General features: G+C 63.6%; 18 protein-coding genes and 1 tRNA gene. 8 read left to right on the top strand and 11 right to left on the bottom strand.

Annotated elements, in window-relative coordinates; genetic code table 11:
- Nucleotides 1–234: 234 nt before the first annotated feature.
- On the top strand, nucleotides 235–858 hold the full coding sequence (locus ACIQTZ_RS14000) for a hypothetical protein (RefSeq protein WP_402981723.1): 624 nt from the start codon (nucleotides 235–237) through the stop codon (nucleotides 856–858).
- Between the two features lie 9 nt (nucleotides 859–867).
- On the opposite strand, the gene ACIQTZ_RS13995 is transcribed toward ACIQTZ_RS14000, so the two are convergent.
- The 6 genes from ACIQTZ_RS13995 to ACIQTZ_RS13970 all read right to left on the bottom strand — a co-directional run bounded on the left by ACIQTZ_RS13995 (nucleotide 868) and on the right by ACIQTZ_RS13970 (nucleotide 7,605).
- A complete protein-coding gene (locus ACIQTZ_RS13995) occupies nucleotides 868–1,491 on the bottom strand; it encodes a Pr6Pr family membrane protein (RefSeq protein ID WP_400335214.1) in 624 nt (207 codons plus the stop codon).
- A 55-nt stretch (nucleotides 1,492–1,546) separates the two neighbouring features.
- Entirely contained in the window at nucleotides 1,547–2,794 is a 1,248-nt protein-coding gene (locus ACIQTZ_RS13990) for a glycoside hydrolase family 26 protein (protein WP_402981721.1), read from the bottom strand.
- A gap of 78 nt (nucleotides 2,795–2,872) precedes the next feature.
- On the bottom strand, nucleotides 2,873–4,246 hold the full coding sequence (gene radA, locus ACIQTZ_RS13985; RefSeq protein ID WP_402981719.1) for a DNA repair protein RadA: 1,374 nt from the start codon (nucleotides 4,244–4,246) through the stop codon (nucleotides 2,873–2,875).
- A 90-nt stretch (nucleotides 4,247–4,336) separates the two neighbouring features.
- Nucleotides 4,337–5,599, bottom strand: a complete 1,263-nt coding sequence (locus ACIQTZ_RS13980) for a choice-of-anchor P family protein (RefSeq protein WP_400335218.1) — start codon at nucleotides 5,597–5,599, stop codon at nucleotides 4,337–4,339.
- Between the two features lie 126 nt (nucleotides 5,600–5,725).
- Nucleotides 5,726–6,433 carry a phosphatase PAP2 family protein gene (locus ACIQTZ_RS13975; RefSeq protein ID WP_402981716.1) on the bottom strand — a complete coding sequence of 236 codons (708 nt, stop codon included), beginning with the start codon at nucleotides 6,431–6,433 and terminating at the stop codon, nucleotides 5,726–5,728.
- A 44-nt stretch (nucleotides 6,434–6,477) separates the two neighbouring features.
- Nucleotides 6,478–7,605, bottom strand: coding sequence for an aromatic acid exporter family protein (locus ACIQTZ_RS13970; protein WP_402981713.1), 1,128 nt, complete (start codon nucleotides 7,603–7,605; stop codon nucleotides 6,478–6,480).
- Between the two features lie 278 nt (nucleotides 7,606–7,883).
- On the opposite strand from ACIQTZ_RS13970, the gene pstS reads away from it, so the two are divergent.
- The 4 genes from pstS to pstB all read left to right on the top strand — a co-directional run bounded on the left by pstS (nucleotide 7,884) and on the right by pstB (nucleotide 12,027).
- Nucleotides 7,884–9,005, top strand: coding sequence for a phosphate ABC transporter substrate-binding protein PstS (gene pstS / locus ACIQTZ_RS13965; protein ID WP_400335225.1), 1,122 nt, complete (start codon nucleotides 7,884–7,886; stop codon nucleotides 9,003–9,005).
- A gap of 139 nt (nucleotides 9,006–9,144) precedes the next feature.
- Nucleotides 9,145–10,077 carry a phosphate ABC transporter permease subunit PstC gene (gene pstC, locus ACIQTZ_RS13960; protein ID WP_397325382.1) on the top strand — a complete coding sequence of 311 codons (933 nt, stop codon included), beginning with the start codon at nucleotides 9,145–9,147 and terminating at the stop codon, nucleotides 10,075–10,077.
- Nucleotides 10,078–11,181, top strand: a complete 1,104-nt coding sequence (gene pstA / locus ACIQTZ_RS13955; protein WP_400335228.1) for a phosphate ABC transporter permease PstA — start codon at nucleotides 10,078–10,080, stop codon at nucleotides 11,179–11,181.
- A 66-nt stretch (nucleotides 11,182–11,247) separates the two neighbouring features.
- Nucleotides 11,248–12,027, top strand: coding sequence for a phosphate ABC transporter ATP-binding protein PstB (pstB, locus tag ACIQTZ_RS13950; RefSeq protein ID WP_387438981.1), 780 nt, complete (start codon nucleotides 11,248–11,250; stop codon nucleotides 12,025–12,027).
- 165 nt (nucleotides 12,028–12,192) lie between these two features.
- Here the strand turns inward: pstB and ACIQTZ_RS13945 are convergent, their stop codons facing one another.
- Entirely contained in the window at nucleotides 12,193–13,209 is a 1,017-nt protein-coding gene (locus tag ACIQTZ_RS13945) for an anion permease (protein ID WP_402981710.1), read from the bottom strand.
- 1 nt (nucleotide 13,210) lies between these two features.
- Nucleotides 13,211–13,828, bottom strand: coding sequence for a DUF47 domain-containing protein (locus tag ACIQTZ_RS13940; protein WP_400335232.1), 618 nt, complete (start codon nucleotides 13,826–13,828; stop codon nucleotides 13,211–13,213).
- A 209-nt stretch (nucleotides 13,829–14,037) separates the two neighbouring features.
- On the opposite strand from ACIQTZ_RS13940, the gene ACIQTZ_RS13935 reads away from it, so the two are divergent.
- Entirely contained in the window at nucleotides 14,038–14,754 is a 717-nt protein-coding gene (locus ACIQTZ_RS13935; RefSeq protein ID WP_402981707.1) for a hypothetical protein, read from the top strand.
- 189 nt (nucleotides 14,755–14,943) lie between these two features.
- On the opposite strand, the gene ACIQTZ_RS13930 is transcribed toward ACIQTZ_RS13935, so the two are convergent.
- Nucleotides 14,944–15,603, bottom strand: coding sequence for a hypothetical protein (locus ACIQTZ_RS13930; RefSeq protein ID WP_400269924.1), 660 nt, complete (start codon nucleotides 15,601–15,603; stop codon nucleotides 14,944–14,946).
- A gap of 614 nt (nucleotides 15,604–16,217) precedes the next feature.
- Here ACIQTZ_RS13930 and ACIQTZ_RS13925 point away from each other — a divergent pair.
- Nucleotides 16,218–16,290 (top strand) — tRNA-Lys (locus ACIQTZ_RS13925).
- A 154-nt stretch (nucleotides 16,291–16,444) separates the two neighbouring features.
- On the top strand, nucleotides 16,445–17,968 hold the full coding sequence (locus ACIQTZ_RS13920; protein WP_402981704.1) for an alpha-N-arabinofuranosidase: 1,524 nt from the start codon (nucleotides 16,445–16,447) through the stop codon (nucleotides 17,966–17,968).
- 7 nt (nucleotides 17,969–17,975) lie between these two features.
- Here ACIQTZ_RS13920 and ACIQTZ_RS13915 read toward each other — a convergent pair whose 3' ends face one another.
- Nucleotides 17,976–18,347, bottom strand: coding sequence for a hypothetical protein (locus tag ACIQTZ_RS13915; RefSeq protein WP_400335238.1), 372 nt, complete (start codon nucleotides 18,345–18,347; stop codon nucleotides 17,976–17,978).
- Nucleotides 18,348–18,441: 94 nt separating this feature from the next.
- Nucleotides 18,442–18,729, bottom strand: coding sequence for a hypothetical protein (locus ACIQTZ_RS13910; RefSeq protein WP_402946767.1), 288 nt, complete (start codon nucleotides 18,727–18,729; stop codon nucleotides 18,442–18,444).
- Nucleotides 18,730–18,749 lie beyond the last annotated feature (20 nt).

The raw sequence follows: 18,749 nt of genomic DNA, 5'->3' as shown, positions 1-18,749 counted from the left end.
ACCAGCAAGCCCCAAAGTGGGCCATTTTGTTATGGACTTGTGGCGCCCGGAAGTTCCGTTTCGGCCGCCTTGGCACCAACTCATTTTGTGCTGTCTTGGCGGCCATTGTGGTCGACTGTCACATTGACGTAGATGTGGCTTTCTGTCCCCAGACGTGTTCAGGAACTTTCCCGGACGCCGACTACAGTATTTGTGCGGGCACCGACCCGTCGTATCGAAATAAAAGGAACAACAGTGGCGAGACGTGATCCCGAGCCTGCAGTATTTCCCGCGTTGCGGCCGGGTGAGGACGAACGCGACTGGGAGCGCCGTGCCCGTCCGTTCGTACGACGGTTTGCTCCAATGCCGGAAAATCCGAGGCTGCGTTCGGCGTTTTACGGTTTCAAAGCACGGAAGTTGGCTCCCACGCTGCTCCTTCTTCTTGGCCTTGTCCTTTTGCTGGTGGGCAGCAGTTCTCTCTCGAGCTCAGCTACCTTGTTCGGCGACTCGGCAATCGTCGGGAGTCTGCCGGTGACATCGATCCGGTACGACGCAGACGGCAAGGATGTAGCCGCGAACGTACTGATCGGGGGCGAAGAGGTACGTGTGGACTTTTCGGGAACCGTGAGCCACCCAATAGGTGAACCGATCGCTGTGAGGTACGTCGAGGGAGACAGCCCCCGCGCACTCGTGGCCAGCGTTAAGCGGGAACGGTACGAGGGATCGCAGTGGATCTTGGTGTCGGTCGGCCTGGGCGTGCTGGTCATCGTCGCATTATGGCGCCCGTTCTTCCGCCGAATGGCCGTGCGGAAGTATATGCCGGAGGCCCTGGCCGCACTGAAGGTTGGGAATCCCCTTCCCCCACGCGTGGATGTTTAGGCCGCTCGGCTAGTAATCCACTTGGCGCTTCAGCTTGTTGCCGAGCCACAGCATCGCGAGGCTCACTATGAGGAAGCCAACGGCGATCGCGATGGCGTACACCACCACGCCGACCCAGCCTCCGGCACGGTCCGGATTGATGAACCAATACGGATACCAGTTCACGATCGATCCCCGGATGAGGCTGTAGACCAGGTACGCAATGGGATAGATCAGCCAGTACGGGATATGCCGGAGTTCCAGCTTTGCCCGGGGCGGCTGGAAGAGCCAGTCGGCCACCATCACCACGGGCATCAGGTAATGCACCACGAAGTTGACCCACGGCACCATGGAGCCCAGATCCTCGCCGGCCAGCAGTGCACCGAAGACTATCCCCACCACGGCCATGGCGATCGTCGCCGTTCCGCGGGTGACGTCGTCCGCCTCGCTGGGACGTTTCCGGATGAGCACCCGGTAACCGCTGATCAGCAGGACGACGGCGGCGAAGATGTTGGACAGGTTGGTGAAATAACTGAAGAAGTTTCCGACGTCGTACCCAAGCCCTATGTGGACCACGAGTTGCGTCGCCACGGCAACCAGGGTCAGAAGGCCAAAGAAAAAGCGTCCCCCTATAAGCACAGTTCTTTTGGTCATGCGTCTTATCCTTGCCGACGCCGCTGCTGACCAGGGCTCGACACCCCGACTGACCTTACGGTTGCGGCTGGCAGGATTGGCTGGGGCCATAGCGCAACCAGTCCGGCAGCGCCGAGGTGAACTCTTCCCGCACCATCGGAGTGTTGGTGATGGTCCAGTCCACCCGGCCCTTGACCTCTACCTCGTTCTTGTCCCACTCGAACCAGTTGATCATCTTGAGCCGCGGGAATTGTTGGTGGACGGACGGATCAAAGAGTTGCTTCCACCAGGACTGCTTGATGGCCATCTCCTGTTCGCCTCCGGCGGCCGGTGCGTAGAGGGCGGCCGTTTCGGGGATCGCCACAGGTTTGCCGTGTTGCACGCCGTAGACGTCGTAGAAATCGGGGAGGAGGCTGTTGTCGCCGTTGGCGCCCACGTACTTTCCGGTGAGTTGGTCCGTGAACTTGTTGGCCTCGGGGAGTTCATTCTCGCCCCACGGGTACTTGGCGCCCCAGTGATACAAAGACATCCCTACCCAGTCCACGGCGTCATCACCCGGGTAATAGGGGGTATAGGCGTCGTCCTGCATGGTCAGGGCACCGTCACCGTTGGTATCCAGCGCCGCGAACTCGGCCGTGCCCGGTTTGGCCTCAAAAGCGCCACCGGAGAATGGATAGCCACCGCCATAGTTGGGTGCCCACATCATGGCCGATCCGGGCGCCAGGCTGTGGACGGCGGTGGCAAGCGTCTGGAACGACGCGATGTACTTTTGGGGCTGCTGGGACCACGCATACCAGGAGCCATTCATCTCGTGGGCGAAACGGACAATGACCGGGACACCCTCCTTATTGAACCGGTCCAGGTCCTTGGCGAGTGCGTTGGCCGTTTCCTCGGTGACAGTGGACAGGCCGGCAGCCGGTTCCAGCGTCAGCAGCATCATGTGGCCGTCAGCCCTGATCTGCTGGACAGCCTGCTCAAGATCGTCCTCGTCCTTGCTTGTCAGAGGGAAGCCGGTGAAGGATACGCTGACAGCCGGTTTGTGGCCCAGGTCCTTGGCGAATGTGGCCAGGGGCTTGGAGTGCCAGTCCAGGTTCACGCCAAAGAGAGTTCCACCGTCGGGGACCAGATCGGTACGGGGCACCACTTCGCAGGAGGGCAGCGTCAAGGCGGACTGGGACTGCTTTTCCGCCAACCCGTTCGCGAAGTTCACGCCGGCGATGCCCAGCACCACCAAGCCAATAATGACGGGAAGCGTGAAGGCCCTCCACAGTTCGGCGCGGTTTTCCTTGCGTGACTCAGGGCTGTCCACGGATTGTTCCCCCACTACAAACACCAGGCCTTCCTGAACTGCAGTTTTGTCCCATCCTAAAGACGCCGGAGCCGGGGCTCAATCGTGTGACGCTCAGGTGATGAGCAGTTCCAATGCTTCCGCCAGATGCCCCACTTCGCGGACCGAGAAGCCATCAGGGATCACCCCGGCACCCGCCGGACTGGCCGGAACAATTGCGTGCGTGAAGCCCAGGCGGTGGGCCTCCTGGATCCGTTGGTTGATACCCGGGACAGGCCGCACTTCGCCGGCCAACCCAACCTCGCCAAAAGCAATGAGCCGCTGGGGGAGTGCCTTCCGGGACTTGGCGGACGCGACGGCCAACGCAACGGCAAGGTCCGTGGCCGGTTCGGTAAGTTTCACGCCGCCAACAGTGGCAACGTAGGAGTCGTCCTTGTGCAGCATGCAGCCGGCCCGCTGTTGCAGGACGGCCAGGAGCATGGCCACCCTGGAACTCTCAAGACCACTGGTGGCACGCCGAGGCTGGGCATTCGCGCTTTCCGCCAGGAGGGACTGCACCTCGGCCAGCAGGGGCCGACGGCCCTCCATGGTCACCGTGATGCAGGTACCGGAGACGGGCTCGCGCGTCCGTGACACGAAGAGCCCGCTTGGATCGGCCAGGCCCTCGATACCGGCCTCGTTCAGGTCAAAGCATCCGACGTCGTCCGTGGCGCCGTAGCGGTTCTTGACGGCTCGGAGCAGCCTCAACCGGGAATGGCGCTCGCCTTCGAACTGGCACACCACATCAACCAGGTGTTCCAGCAGGCGCGGACCGGCGATGGTCCCTTCCTTGGTGACGTGGCCCACCAGCAGCGTGGTCATGTTGCGCCGCTTGGCAGCAGCGATGATGGAAGCCGCCACCTCGCGGACCTGCGAGACGCCGCCGGCGCTGCCCTCGACGTCCGCACTGCTCAGGGTCTGCACGGAGTCCACGATGAGGAGCTTGGGTTCGAGCTTCTCCACCTGCCCCAGTGCCTGCCCGAGGTCTGTTTCCGCCGACAGATACAGGGTGTGGGCGACGGCATCGATCCGCTCGGCCCGCAGCTTCACCTGCGCCGCCGATTCCTCGCCTGTGACGTACAGGACGTCCTGCCCGGTGCGCGCGAACTTCGCGGCTACATCCAGCAGGAGCGTGGACTTCCCGACGCCGGGTTCCCCGGCAAGCAGGATCACGGCACCCGGGACGAGCCCTCCACCCAGGACGCGGTCAAGTTCGTCCACCCCGGTGGGCAGGAAGGCCGCCGTCGTCCCATCCACCTCGGCGATGCGGCGGGCTGGCTCCAAAACGGTGGCAGCGGCCGTGGTGCGGGCAACCGTGGCGCCGTACTCCTCAACGGTTCCCCACGACTGGCACTCGCCGCAACGACCCACCCATTTGATGGCGGTCCAGCCGCATTCGGCACATTTGTACGCAGGGGTCTTGGAAGCACGGGAGGTCTTTGAAGCCATGGATCCAAGGTTAGTGCGGACCACTGACAGAAAAGGACGGCCCGCCAACCCCGAAGGGCTGACGGGCCGGCCTGTTCCAGTTTGGACTGCTTACTGGACGACGCCCGTGCTCGAGTAACCGATCTGGATCCTCGAGCCCGTTGGCAGCGCCCCAATCGGCTGGCTGATGACTACATCAATCATGGTGACGATGATGCTGGTGGATGACTTGCTGACCTTGTGCAGGGTGACCGTGCCCAGGCCTGCCACATTGACCACCGTGTTCGGTGCAACCGATGCATTGATGGCCGGCAAGCCCGCAACCCTCAGGTTGGTGAACGTGGACGTATCAGTCAACGTCACCGTTGTACCGGTCGCTGCCCTCGTTGCGCTGGTCTCCGCCTTGATGCCGTCCACCTGGATTGCCCCATTGAGGAGGTTGAGCCCCGCAATCGTATTGGTGACCGTGACCTTTGGCTGTGGTGTCAGGACTCCCGTGGTTGCCGTTGAGGAAGCCCCGGCGGTTGCAAGCCCCAGGATGTTGGTGGAAGCCAGGTTGGCATTGTTGGTTCCGCCACCGCACTTGGCGTAGGCCAAGGCCGTGGGGTTGGACCCCAGCAAACCGTTGGCCAGGACAGCCCGCGTGCTGAAGCCCGTTCCGGCCAAGTAGCCGGTCTGTGCCGGACCCAGGCCGGCGGTGCTGACGCCAACGCGGATGTCCGTTCCCACCTTGAGCCCGGCGAGCCCTGTCTTGAGGATTTCCACCCGCAGCGCCGTAGTCGTGACGATGTAGCCGCCGGTGACGGCCCGTTTCTCCTGGCCGTTGAGGGTCACCTTGCCCACCGACCCCACCAGCGGAACGTTCAGGTCAAGGACCGTGTTGGGTGCCGGATTGGCGTTGACAGGAAGGCCCAGGACCTTGAGGTCGGCGATGGTTGTGGCGTTGGTGCCAGAGAAAGCACCACTGGTGTTCTTGTCGGCGGAGCTGGCCGAGGTGATGGTCCCCGCGGTGATGAGCCCGCCAAGCAGGTTGGTGCCGGCGACGGTCGATTGCGCTTCAATGCGTTTTCCTGTGGCTGTCAACAGGGTCTTCACGCTCGTTGACGCGGCGCCCACAGTTCCCACGGCGGGAACGTTCAATCCTGCGGCGGTGTTGGTGGCAGTCCTTCCGGTAGCACCTGTGCAGCTGACGCCCGAATTCGCTGTTGGACCCGAAGTCAGCGTCTTGTCTGCGTTGAAAATGTAGGAACCGTAAGCCGATCCGGAAAATCCGGTGGCTACTTGTGCTGGTGTTGTGGCGGCTGTGGCCGGCGCCATGGGCCCGGCAAGTGCAACAGCCAAAGCACCCGTTAAAGCAAGCAAGGAACGTTTCATGTATGTCTCCCCAGATGATTACATGCGAACCCGTGAATGTGCTCACGATGGTGCATAGGCTACCGAGTAGTTGCCTTCGCAACAATAAGAATGGGGGGAGGAATTTAGGCCGGCCGGCGGGAAGTGCTAGGCGGACCTTCCGTGCCGTGCCGCGTCAACGAACACCGCCAGGCCCAGCACACCCAGGGCCACCCCCAGCGATGCCACCACGTCGGTGAGCCAGTGGTACCCCAGGTAGAGCCGGCTGTAGGCGACCACCAGCGTGACCAAAGCGGCACCGGCATAGGCGAGCACCGCCGTCGTACGTGTTCCGGAACGCGAGACGAGCAAATAAGCGAGGACCGACGCGAAAACCGCGGCACCGAGCGTGTGGCCGGAGGGGAAGGACAGGGCATCGTCGGGGCCCAGGAGGAAGTCCGACGACGGCGGGCGGGAACGCGACACCTCCAGCTTGATGACCGTGGCCAGGACCACTGAGAGAACCATGGACCCCAGCAGGACGGCGGGTCGCCAGAATTCGCGCTTCCAAACGGCCCACACGATGGCGACGAGGCCGCCAATCACGGACATCACCGTTGGCGAGGTGACCTCGGTAACCGCGCTGAGGAAGGCCGTGGAAAGGTGGTTGCGGGAGTCCACCACAAACGTGTGGACGGCGCCGTCGAGGGTTGCCAGGCCACTGGAGGACAGGACGGCGGCGAACATCAGCCAGAACACCACATCCCCGGCAACGAACAGCGCTCCGGCCCACAGGAACAGCAGTCGCTGGCGCAGCCGCAAGGCTGGTGCCGGCCTGAAGCGCAGGGATGGGCGCACGGGGGTAGCAGGAAGCATCGCTCCATTGTCCCCGGCGGAAATGTGTCTTTGCTGGGAGGACCCTACAACGGAGGGAGGACAGCGCGGGCTTCCTCGGGTTCCAGCCCACTCGCTTCCAGCAGGTCCACCATGAGCGGCCGGAACAGCATCACCACGGTTTCGCCCTCCAGCCGGTGCACGTCCAGCATCTTGGGGTGGAGCCGTGAAGCGATCATGGTCAGGTCGGACCGGGCGCGGCGCAAATGGGCCCGACGCGTTCCTTCGCTCTGCTCCGAGAGCCCGATGGTCAGTTCGTCCACCGCAGCGGCAGTCTCCATGAGGACTTCAGAGATGCTGTCGATAGCTTCGTCGGAGACCGCAGCGTGGTTGATGGCGCTGGTCAGCCGGCGGGCGAAGACCCGGCTGTTACGCAGCGCGAGGTCGATGTACTCCAGGGAATGTTCCAAGCTGGCGAGTTCGTCCCGGTGCCGGCGGTGGGCAGGAGCGAGCGTGGCCACCTCGCCTGATGCCCGCAGGGTCTGCCGCATCCGATCCACCAGCGGCTGGCAATTTCGGCCCCGGATCAAGGCATGCCAGGCGGTTGTCGAGTCACTGTCCAGCATCGCCTTGGCGCACTCGCGCAGAATCTCGGCGAGTTCGTGCAGGATTTTCTGGACGTCCTTCCTGGGCTCCTGGCGCGGATCCTTCGGGACCAGGATGGTCACCAGCAAGGCGGCCACGCCGCCCACCACGGCATCCAGGCTGCGCGTGAACGGTCCGCCGGCAGGTGCCGGCAGCAGCACCACCAGCAGCGACTGCAACCCCAGTTGCGTGGTGAAGATCGTGCCGCTGTCCAGGAACCTGGCCAGCAGGATGGAGAAAAGAAGGACGACGGCGGCCTGCCAGATTCCGGCGCCCAGCCAGTGGAGCAGGAGGTCGCCAACCACGATACCCAAGGTGCAGCCCAGGCCCACCTCGATCACGCGGCGCAGGCGCGGATCGCGGGAGAAGCCCAGGGCTATCAAGGAAGAGGTGGCGGCAAACAGGGGACCTTGGTGGCCAAGCACATATTCGGCGAAGGCGTAGGCGCCCACCGCGCAGACCGTCATCTGGACTGCCGGTACCAGGGAAGTCCGGCTCCGGACGAGTCCCGTCCGCAAGCGGGTACGGACAAACCTCTTGCTTACGGAGAGTCCCTTCGAAGCGGCCATGTCCTCCAGTCTATTTGCCGGACTGCCTCCGGACTGCCCGGCCGCGGGTTCGCATCGCGGTCCCGCACCCACCGAACCGCGACCCACGTCACGCTCAAGGTGGCGCGCGCCACATAACCCAATGGTCCGCCGTCGTTCACTTCCCGTTCACTTTTCCCCACAGGTCCCGTTACCTGCGCTCCTTACTTTCAATAAAGGCACATAAAAGGTCCATAGATCACTCACGCCGGAATCTCCGTTCGGCAGCATCTGAAAATCCCTGGAAGGGGCACATTCAAGTGAAGGCAACTCACTTCGGCCGCAACGCGGCTATCGCGGTCATCGCAGCTGGCGCTCTCGCGCTCACCGCTTGTGGTTCGGACAACGCAACCGGTACCACTGCGGGCACCCAGTCGGCCGCTTCGGGCACCAAGGTTACCGGCACCCTGACCGGCATCGGCGCTTCCTCCACCGGCGCTGCAATGGATTCCTGGAAGGCCGGCTTCGCTACCGCCAACCAGGGTGCCACCGTTCAGTACTCCCCGGATGGTTCCGGCGCAGGCCGCAAGGCCATCATCGACGGCTCGGCCCAGTTCGCCGGTTCAGACGCCTACCTCAAGGACGACGAGCTCGAGGCTTCCAAGGCCAAGTGCGGCCCCGAGGGTGCCATCAACATCCCGGTCTACATCTCCCCGATCGCCGTTGCCTTCAACGTCCCGGGCATCACCGACCTGAAGCTTGACGCCACCACGGTTGCCAAGATCTTCCGCGGCCAGATCACCAACTGGAACGATCCCGCCATCGCAGCCCTGAACGCCGGTGTCACCCTGCCGGACCTCAAGGTCACCCCGGTCAACCGCTCTGATGACTCCGGCACCACCTCCAACTTCACCGACTACCTCGCAGCAGCTGCTCCCGAGGTATGGACCGACAAGGCTGCAGGTGTTTGGCCCGCATCCCTGAAGGGCGAGAACGCCAAGGGCACCTCCGGTGTGGTCAAGACCGTTACCGACACCGCCGGTGCCGTGACCTACGCCGACGACTCCGCTGTCTCCGGCAAGCTGGGCACCGCTTCCATCAAGGTTGGCGAAGAGTTCGTGAAGATCTCCGCTGACGCCGCCGCCAAGGCTGTTGAAGCCGGCAAGCCCGTTGACGGCCGTGCCACCAACGACGTTGCCATCAAGCTGGACCGCAAGACCACTGTTTCCGGCGCCTACCCGGTGGTGCTCGTTTCCTACCACGTCGTGTGCACCACCTACGAAACCAAGGCTGTTGCTGACCTGGTCAAGGCCTTCGAAACCTACGTCGTCTCCGACGAGGGCCAGAAGACCGCCGCTGACGCCGCAAAGTCCGCACCGCTCTCCAAGACGCTGCAGGACAAGGCCAAGGCCGCCATCGAAACCATCAAGGCCAAGTCCTAGGGTTTCCCGGCGGGTTTTGACCGAACCCGGCTGAACATCGAAGTTCCCTGTCCCGCTTGCCAGTGGCCGAAGCGCCGCTGGCCGGGGCAGGGAACTTAGCCATGTAAGACCAGTTCACTCCAGACTGAAGGATCGTGAAGTGACCACCAACTCCCTGACAACCTCCCAAGGCGCAGGCCGCGCCGGGGACAAGGTTTTCTCCGGGGCCGCCATGGCCGCAGGGTGCCTGATTCTCGCGGTTCTCTTCGGAGTCGCGTTGTTCCTTGTGGTTCAGGCCATCCCGGCGCTCGTCGCTCCGCCGGAGAACATCCAAGGCGGGCACGGCTTCTTTGCCTACATCGCCCCGATCGTGGTGGGCACGCTGATCGCCGCCGTGATCGCCCTCGTCATTGCCACCCCCGTGGCCATTGGCGTGGCACTGTTCATCTCGCACTACGCACCCCGCCGGCTCGCTTCGGGCCTGGGCTACGTGGTGGACCTGCTCGCTGCCATCCCGTCCGTTGTCTACGGTGCCTGGGGTGCGGCGTTCCTGGCCAAGGAAATCTCCCCGGCCTACGACTGGCTGGCCAACAACCTGGGCTGGATCCCGCTCTTCCAAGGCCCCGCCTCCGCTACGGGCAAGACCATCCTGACCGCAGGCATCGTCCTGTCCGTCATGGTCTTGCCGATCATTACCTCCCTCTCCCGCGAAATCTTCCTGCAGACCCCCAAGCTGCACGAGGAAGCCGCCCTGGCACTGGGAGCCACCCGCTGGGAAATGATCAAGATGGCCGTGCTGCCCTTCGGCCGTCCGGGCATCATCAGCGCGATCATGCTGGGACTGGGCCGCGCGCTTGGTGAAACCATGGCCGTAGCCCTGGTGCTCTCCTCCGGTGTGCTGACCGCGAGCCTGATCCAGTCCGGCAACCAGACCATCGCCGCCGAGATTGCCCTGAACTTCCCCGAAGCCAGCGGCATCAAGGTGAACACGCTGATCGCCGCCGGCCTGGTGCTGTTCGTCATCACCCTTGGCGTGAACATGATCGCCCGCTGGATCATCAGCAAGCACAAAGAATTCTCGGGAGCCAACTAAATGACCGCCACAGTAGTCCGCAAGCGCTCAGCGCTCACCAAGGGCCAACTGCCCAAGTTCGCGCCCTACATCGTCCTTGCCGTCGCCCTGATCCTTGGTGCCGCCATCCTGGCACTGATCGGCTTCAACGCCTTCGGCTGGGGATTGGTCTCGGCCATCCTGTTCACCGTTGGCCTGGTCGCCTGGAGCGGCGCAGTTGAAGGTGCCCGCAAGGCCAAGGACAAGCTGGCCACCTGCCTGGTGGTCGGTGCCTTCCTGATCGCACTCCTGCCACTGGTCTCAGTCATCTGGACGGTGCTGGTCAATGGCATTCCCGGCCTGGTCACCCCCGGCTTCCTTGGCACCTCCATGAACGGCGTGACCGGCGCCTTCGACAACAAGGCAGTGGAAGAGGGCGGCAAGGTCCTCGGCGGTATCTACCACGCGCTGCTTGGCACCATCCAGATCACCCTGCTGGCCACCGTCATCTCGGTGCCCGTTGGGCTGCTGACCGCGATCTACCTGGTGGAGTACGGAAACGACCGCCCGCTGGCCCGCGCCATCACGTTCTTCGTGGACGTCATGACCGGCATCCCGTCCATCGTGGCAGGCCTCTTCGCGGCAGCGTTCTTCTTCGCCATCGTGGGGCCCGGAACCAAGACCGGTGCGGTAGCCGCCGTCGCGCTTTCCGTCCTCATGATCCCGGTGGTTGTCCGCTCCAGCGAGGAAATGCTCAAGATCGTCCCGAACGAGCTCCGCGAAGCGTCCTACGCGCTGGGCGTCCGCAAGTGGCGCACCATCGTGAAGGTGGTCATTCCGACGGCGATCTCCGGCATCGCGTCCGGCGTCACCTTGGCAATCGCCCGCGTGATCGGTGAAACCGCGCCGATCCTGGTCACCGCCGGCTTCGCCACCACCATCAACAACAACGTGTTCGGCGGCTGGATGGCCTCCCTCCCCACGTTCATCTACACGCAGATCCTCAACCCGACGTCGCCGTCCAACCCTGGCCCCTCGGACCAGCGTGCTTGGGGCGCCGCCCTGGTGCTGATCATCCTGGTGATGCTCCTGAACCTCGGAGCACGCCTCATCGCCCGCATCTTCGCTCCGAAAACAGGACGCTAGCCGGGCCGGCAGCTCCGACGCTGCTACGTCAAAAACTTCCAGACCCCCAAGGAACAAAGGAACACCATGTCCAAGCGCATCGACGTCAAAGACTTGAATGTCTACTACGGCAACTTCCTTGCCGTTGAAGGCGTCAACATCAACATCGAAGCCAAGTCCGTCACGGCCTTCATCGGCCCGTCCGGCTGTGGCAAGTCCACCTTCCTGCGCACCCTGAACCGCATGCACGAGGTCCTTCCGGGTGCCCGTGTTGAGGGTGAAGTCCTTCTCGACGGCGACAACCTCTATGGCCCCGGCGTGGATCCCGTCACCGTCCGGACGCAAGTTGGCATGGTCTTCCAGCGCCCCAACCCGTTCCCCACCATGTCCATCCGGGACAACGTGCTGGCCGGCGTGAAGCTGAACAACAAGAAGATCTCCAAGGGCGCGGCCGACGCTCTGGTTGAGAAGTCCCTGGTGGGCGCCAACCTTTGGAACGAAGTCAAGGACCGGCTGGACAAGCCCGGATCCGGCCTTTCCGGTGGCCAGCAGCAGCGTCTGTGCATCGCCCGCGCCATCGCCGTTGAGCCCCAGGTGATCCTCATGGACGAGCCGTGCTCCGCCTTGGACCCCATCTCCACCCTGGCCGTTGAAGACCTCATCAACGAGCTCAAGGACCAGTACACCGTGGTGATCGTGACCCACAACATGCAGCAGGCGGCCCGCGTCTCTGACAAGACCGCGTTCTTCAACATCGCCGGCACGGGCAAGCCGGGCAAACTCATCGAGTTCGCCGACACCACGTCCATCTTCAACAACCCGTCCCAGAAGGCCACTGAGGACTACGTGTCCGGCCGCTTCGGATAAGGGTTCCGCAGGCTCCGGCTTCCATGGGGGAACCGGCGAATTACGACGGCGGCCGTCGCCTTGGGGGTACGGCCGCCGTCGCTTTTTTGTACCCAACTAAGTCGCATTTGTGCGCGTTTTGAACCCTCAAAACGCGCACAAATGCGACCCAGTTGGGTGAGGGGTTTAGAGGTCCGCGAGGGGCGAGAAGGCCAGCTCGAGGATGAAAGCCACGACCGCCGTGATGACCGGGGTGACCAGCCAGAAAAGGAGGATCCGGCGCACCAGCCGGCGGTTGGTCACGTGGAAGCGCTGGTTGGTTCCCGCACCCAGGGCCGAGGCCGTGAGGGTGTGCGTGGTGGACAACGGGAAGTGCAGGCCGATCGCGCCGACAAACAGCATCACCGACGTCAGGGTTTGCGCGACGAAGCCCCGCAGCGGGTCGATCCGGATCATCCTGTACCCGAGGTTGTGCGAGATCCGCCAGCCCCCGAACAGTGTTCCGGCCGTCAGCATGAGGGCCGTGACGAAGAGGATCCAGAAGGGTACGCCCGCGCCGGATTCGAGTCCCGCCGCCACCAGCGCCAGGAGGAGCACCGCCGTCGTGCGTTGTCCGTCCTGCAGGCCGTGGCCGAACGCAACCGCCGCTGAGGAGACAGCCTGTGCCCGGCGGAACCGCCGGTTGATGACATTGGGCTGGGCGTAACGGGCGGCCCACGTCACCGGCCACACCAGCAGGTAAGCGGCAACGAACGCGATCACGGGGGACACCAGCAGCGGGAGCACAACCTGTGTGATGAGTACGGAGTCCACGCCGTCGATGAAGTTGCCGCCCACCAGGACACTCGCGGCCCCGGCCCCGATCAAGCCGCCCATGAGCGAGTTCGTGGAAGACAGGGGAATGCCCCGCCACCAGGCATAGACGCCCCAGAGGATTGCTGCGGCCAGGGCGGAAGCGAGCATGGTCAAACCACTGGTGCCGGACGGCAGGGTGATCCAGTCCTGGGTAAACGAGAGCACGAAGCTGCCGCTCAGCATGGCTCCTACGAAGTTGAAAATGACCGCCAGGAGCACGGCAATGGACGGCGTGAGGGCACGCGTCCTGGTGGAAAGCGCTACGGCGTTCGAGACGTCACGGAAGCCGTTCAGGAACGCGAATCCTGCGGCCAAGCCCACCACGAGGACCAGGATGGCAGTGGTCACGTCATGATTCCTTGACGATGATGCTGCCTACCTGCGTAGCGATTTTCCGCATGTCCTTGGTGACTTCCACCAGTTCGTTGGCGATGTCCCGGTGCCGGGCGTACTGGGTGGACTTCATGTCCTTGAGCATCTCGGCTACCCAGGTCCGGTGCGTCCGCTCGGCCCGCTTGGCAAGCCGCAGGATTTCGATCCAGTAGTCCTCGAGTTCGTCCAGGTCCTCGAGCTTGCGCATGGCATCAACGGTGAGCTCGGCCTGCCGGCTGATGATTTCCAGCTGGTCGGCGGCACGCTTGGGCAGGCGGTCCAGTTTGTACAGCGCCACGAGTTCACCGACAGCGTCAAGCTTTTCCATGGCCTCGTTGAGGTGGCGGGACAGTGTGTACATGTCCTCGCGGGGGAGCGGGTTCACAAAGCTGGTGCGCATGTGCGTCAGGAGCGCAAAGTGCAGGTCCAACGACTTGGACTCGTGCTCGTGCAGTTCCTCGCTGAGCCGCTCGTGCTCGCTGGCGGGCGCGCCGAGGATCTCCGAGAGCGTACCCGTTGCCGTCACAATGACACCGGCCATCTGCGCGAGAAGTACCAGCCCGGCAGGCTCCTGGGGGAAAAGGCGCAGCTTCATGTCGCTTCCGGTCGGGGGTCGGATGGGCGGCGGGCAGCTTGACTTGACGCTTCCCGTTTCGGTCACAACTTTACCTGTACGCAGGGCGCTGCCGTGTTATGTGGCTTTCCCGGATTGCCGACACGCGGGCACTTCTCCCCATGGCAACTCCCCCGCGTTTTATGGAAATCTAGTGACGTTACCGAATTAATCAACTCAATGGGGGAATTGTGCGTATCAACAATGTAGTTAAGATCACCGGCATCGCCTTTGCCGGAATGCTGGCCTTGAGTGCCTGCGGCGGCGGTTCAAGCACGACGGCGGCAGGTTCCGAATCGTCGTCGTCCTCCTCGTCGTCGGCTTCTACGGCTGCCTCGCCGTCTGCCTCTGCCTCCGCTGATGGTGCCTCTTCGGGCGCCTACAAAGCCGCTTCCTGGGCCCTCCCGATTTCGGACGCGGGAGACAAGCTCGGCAGCATCAAGGGCGAGAGCTTCAGCGTGGACATCTACCAGGTGGCCACGGACGTTGCCTCCAAGGACAGCATGTTCGTGGACAAGGACACCAAGGAGAACCTGCTCAAGAAGGGCGCTCCCGTGGTTTACGTGAACTACGTAGTGACCAACACTTCCTCGGCGGAGATTCCCCTGAGCCACTCGCTCATCACGCCGAACGCCAAGTACACGGACTGGAAGTACCTGGGTGGCATGCCCTCGGATTCCAGCAGCGACCAGTTCAAGAAGCATGGGCTGACCAGTTCAGGGATCAAGCTGAAGGAAGAGGCTCCATTCAAGTTGGCCCCGGGGGAGTCCTTCAACATTGCCGAGAACTTCGCCTACACAGCGGGTAAGGAAGCCGAGGTCTCAGCAACCATGACGCCGGCGGGTGCTGACGGGAAGCTGGATCACGACAAGAAGGAACAAGCGGAAACGAAGATCACCCTGAAGTAGGGCATAAAAATGGTGCCGAACCGGATACGCCTCTCGGCGGTAGGCCGCTCGAAGCGGCTATAAGTTGAAGCCCGGGGGTTTCGCGGTTCGACACCAACTTCAGTTTTCTACGTAGCCGGAGCTAAGTCAACATTGACAGCAGGGGCCGGAAGTGGGTAACTTCCGGCCCCTGTGTTGGCTGTTCCATCGCTAATCGAGTTCGCCCAAACGCCAAGCATTTGCTGCGTGTTCCAGGTCTTCTGCGGTCTTCACGAGTTGATGGGAATTGCGGGTCAGCTTGCTGGCGTGACCCTCGTTGCTGTGCTCGGCACCATCGGCAAGCGTCGCCTGGCCGAGTGCCACCACCCGGCAAAACGCGGCGGAACGTTCCAGCGCGACGTCGAAATCGCCGTCGAACGCTCCGGACAAAATGGCGTCCGCCATGGTCTTCATTTCATCGGCGCCTGGTGGTTCGGCTGCGCCTGCCACAACGTTGGATACCTGCGCCGTGTCCCGGCCGGCCCGGAAGTAGACGGAGATGCGTTCGGGGTTCTGGATGGTCGCGGCACGGAGTGCGTAGAGCCGCCACAGTGCGCCGGGCAGCGAGCGTGCCGGGCTTTCGGCCCACATCTCGGCTATGGCGTCGAGGCCCTGTTCGTCGGCGAGTTTGACCAGCCTGCGCGTGACTTTGGGGTCGTCGCTGTCGCGGCCACGCCTGACCAGCGCCTGGGCCGCGAGGTGGGCGGCTTCCGAGACGCGGGCGGGGTCGGCGCCACCGGCGAACGGTTCGAAATCTATGGGCGCGAAGGGCTTGGGTTTGTGGTGCCTGTTGGCTCCGCCGTATGCGCGTGGTCCTGGCTGTTCGCTCATGAGTTCACCGTACTCCTGTGCCCTGACGCGGTCGAGTAACGGTTGGCTGGGGCTGCCTGGGCTGCGTGGGGCTGCCTGGGTGTGCCGCTGCGACCTGCTTTGGCGCCGATGGTGGGCCGACACGCCGGCGTGGCCGCGCGCCGCCGTCGTACGCTGCCCAAAGTGGGTGGCGGCGGCACGCGAGGTTCCGCGGTCGGCTGGGTGTACCGCTGGCACCTGTTTTGCCGCCGGCGGTGGGCCGACACGCCGCCGTGGCCGCGCGCCGCCGTCGTGCGCTGCCAAAGTGGGTCGTCACGGTACGCGAGGTTCCGCGGTCGGCTGGGTGTACTGCTGCGACCTGTTTTGCCGCCGATGGTGGGCCGACACGCCGCCGTGGCCGCGCGCCGCCGTCGTGCGCTGCCCAAAGTGGGTCGTCACGGTACGCGAGGTTCCGCGGTCGGCTGGGTGTACTGCTGCGACCTGTTTTGCCGCCGGCGGTGGGCCGACACGCCGCCCTGGCCGCGCGCCGCCGTCGTGAGCTGCCCAAAGTGGGTCGTCACGGTACGCGAGGTTACTGCGTTCTACTGCCCCGCGTGCTGTGATGTACAGTATTCATGGCTGTTTAGACAGCTGGAGGGCCTTTAGCTCAGTTGGTAGAGCATCGGACTTTTAATCCGTGGGTCGTGGGTTCGATCCCCACAGGGCCCACCCTCCGAAAACCCCGGGACCACGTGGTTCCGGGGTTTTCTTTTCCCTCGCAGGAGACCAAACCCTTGACGCGCACCCCAAGGCACCCGCAGCATAGTTTCTACAACGTTGTAAACCAGCAAACAGCAGACCAGAACTCAAAAGGACACCCCGCTTGGAAACCCCAGAAAACCCCACTGCCAAAATCACCATTGACCCCGCGTTCGTCGTAGGCCCCGTTCGCAGGAAGACCTTCGGGGCCTTCGTTGAGCACCTGGGCCGCTGCGTGTACACCGGAATCTTCGAGCCGGAGCATCCCACCGCAGATGAAGACGGATTCCGCACGGACGTCCTGGAACTCACCAAGGAACTCGGCGTCTCAACCGTGCGCTACCCGGGTGGCAACTTCGTCTCCGGCTACCGCTGGGAGGACGGCGTAGGACCCAAGGAGGAGCGCCCCGCACGGCTGGACCTCGCCTGGCACTCCACGGACCCCAACCTGGTGGGCGTGGATGAGTTCGCAAAGTGGTCAGCGAAGGCCGGCGTCGAGCCCATGATGGCCGTCAACCTCGGCACGCGGGGAACCCAGGAAGCCTTGGATCTCCTGGAGTACTCCAACATCAAGGGTGGAACGGCCCTCTCCGAACAGCGCAAGGCAAATGGCGCCGTCGAGCCCCACAACATCACCATGTGGTGCTTGGGCAACGAGATGGACGGCTTCTGGCAGATCGGCCACAAGAAGGCGGGGGAGTACGCGCGGGTGGCCGCCGAAACGGCGCGGGCCATGCGCATGGTCAACCCGGACCTGGAATTGGTGGCCTGCGGCAGCTCCGCACCGAGCATGCCCACCTTCGGCGAATGGGAACGCGTGGTCCTCAACGAGACCTACGAGTTGGTGGACCTCATCTCCGCCCACCAGTATTTCGAGGACTTCGGCGACCTCCAGGAGCACCTCTCCGCGGGCCACCGGATGGAAGCTTTCATCAAGGACCTCACGTCCCACATCGACCACGTGAAGTCGGTACTGAAGTCCGAAAAGCAGGTCAATATCTCGTTCGACGAGTGGAACGTGTGGCACATGTCCCGTGACGAATCGAAGGCGCCCACCGGAGATGACTGGCCCGTGGCTCCCGTGCTGCTGGAGGACCGCTATACCGTTGCCGATGCCGTGGTGGTGGGCGACCTCCTCATCACCCTCCTGCGTAACACGGACCGCGTCCACGCGGCCAGCCTCGCGCAGTTGGTCAACGTCATCGCCCCGATCATGACCGAGCCGGGTGGCCGTTCCTGGAAGCAGACCACGTTCCACCCGTTTGCGCTCACCTCCCGGCATGCCTCGGGAACTGTGCTGAACCTCGCCGTCGAGTCCCCGCTGCTGGACAGTGACAAGACGTCCGGTTTCCCAGCGCTGTCGGCCGTGGCGACGCTCGACGCCGAGGCCAACGAAGCCGTAGTCTTCGCCGTCAACCGCTCGACGACGGATTCGCTCACCTTGGCTGCCGCCGTCGGAAGCCTCGGGGCAAGCAAGGTCATCGAAGCGGTGACCTACGCGAACAAGGACCCGTACTGGCAGGCGACGGCAGACGATTCAACCTCGGTCCTGCCGTCGGAAAACGTGAGTGTAAAGCTCGACGGCGGCAAACTCACCGCTGAACTGCCGGCGGTCAGCTGGAGCATGATCCGCCTGCAGCTGGGCTAAGCGGACACTAGGCGATCGCCTGCGAGCCATCCTGGAAGATGGGGAAGATCGAGATGGGCGTGACGGTGGCCCCGGTGACTGGCTCCGGTTCCTCGACGGGGACCGGGGCCGGGCTGCCGGCTGGGACTACGTCCACGGACTCCATGTCCAGGAGCCTCCGGTTCCCGCCCTCATCCTGCAGCCAGAACAGTCCCGTGCCCGCGACTGTTTTCACCACCACGCCCCGGTGGAAAAGGCGGCCATTGTGCCAGGCCTCGATATGTTCCCCTGCGTTCAGGGCGTGCGGCTCGGCTTCGCTGCCCGGCAATGTGCCGAAAGCCTGCGCCAAGCTGGCCTGTGTCTTCAGCGCCTGGAAAAGGTCTGTGTTTGCGATGCCCATGGTTGCTCCCCTCGGCTGGCTTCTTTGGCTCTTGGCCCAGCCTCTCGCATTCATGTTGCAGGCTCGTTGCAGGGGTATGAGCGGTGTGTGACAGCTACGGGGTCAGGGGCTCTTCCGGCGTAAAGGGACCAAGTTCATCGGTGTAGGGGGCGTGTGGTCCCGCGGGGCTGTCCCACAGCTCGTTGGCCGCGAAGGCGAGGATGTCGCGCTGGAACGCAGGTACGGAGAGAAGGCCTTGAAGGTACGCCTCGACTTCGAGTTCGCCCATGGATCCGCCGACACTGACGTAGTGCAGCCATAGGGATTCGGTACTGATGCTTCCGGCTGTCAGCACTGCTTGGAGCCCCCGGCTCTGCTCAGGTTCATTGCTGTCGAAGCCCATGTCCCGCGCCTTGACGATCG

The organism is Paenarthrobacter sp. NPDC090520 (assembly GCF_044769205.1).
Taxonomy (GTDB): domain Bacteria; phylum Actinomycetota; class Actinomycetes; order Actinomycetales; family Micrococcaceae; genus Arthrobacter.
This window is presented reverse-complemented; position numbering and strand designations above follow the sequence as displayed.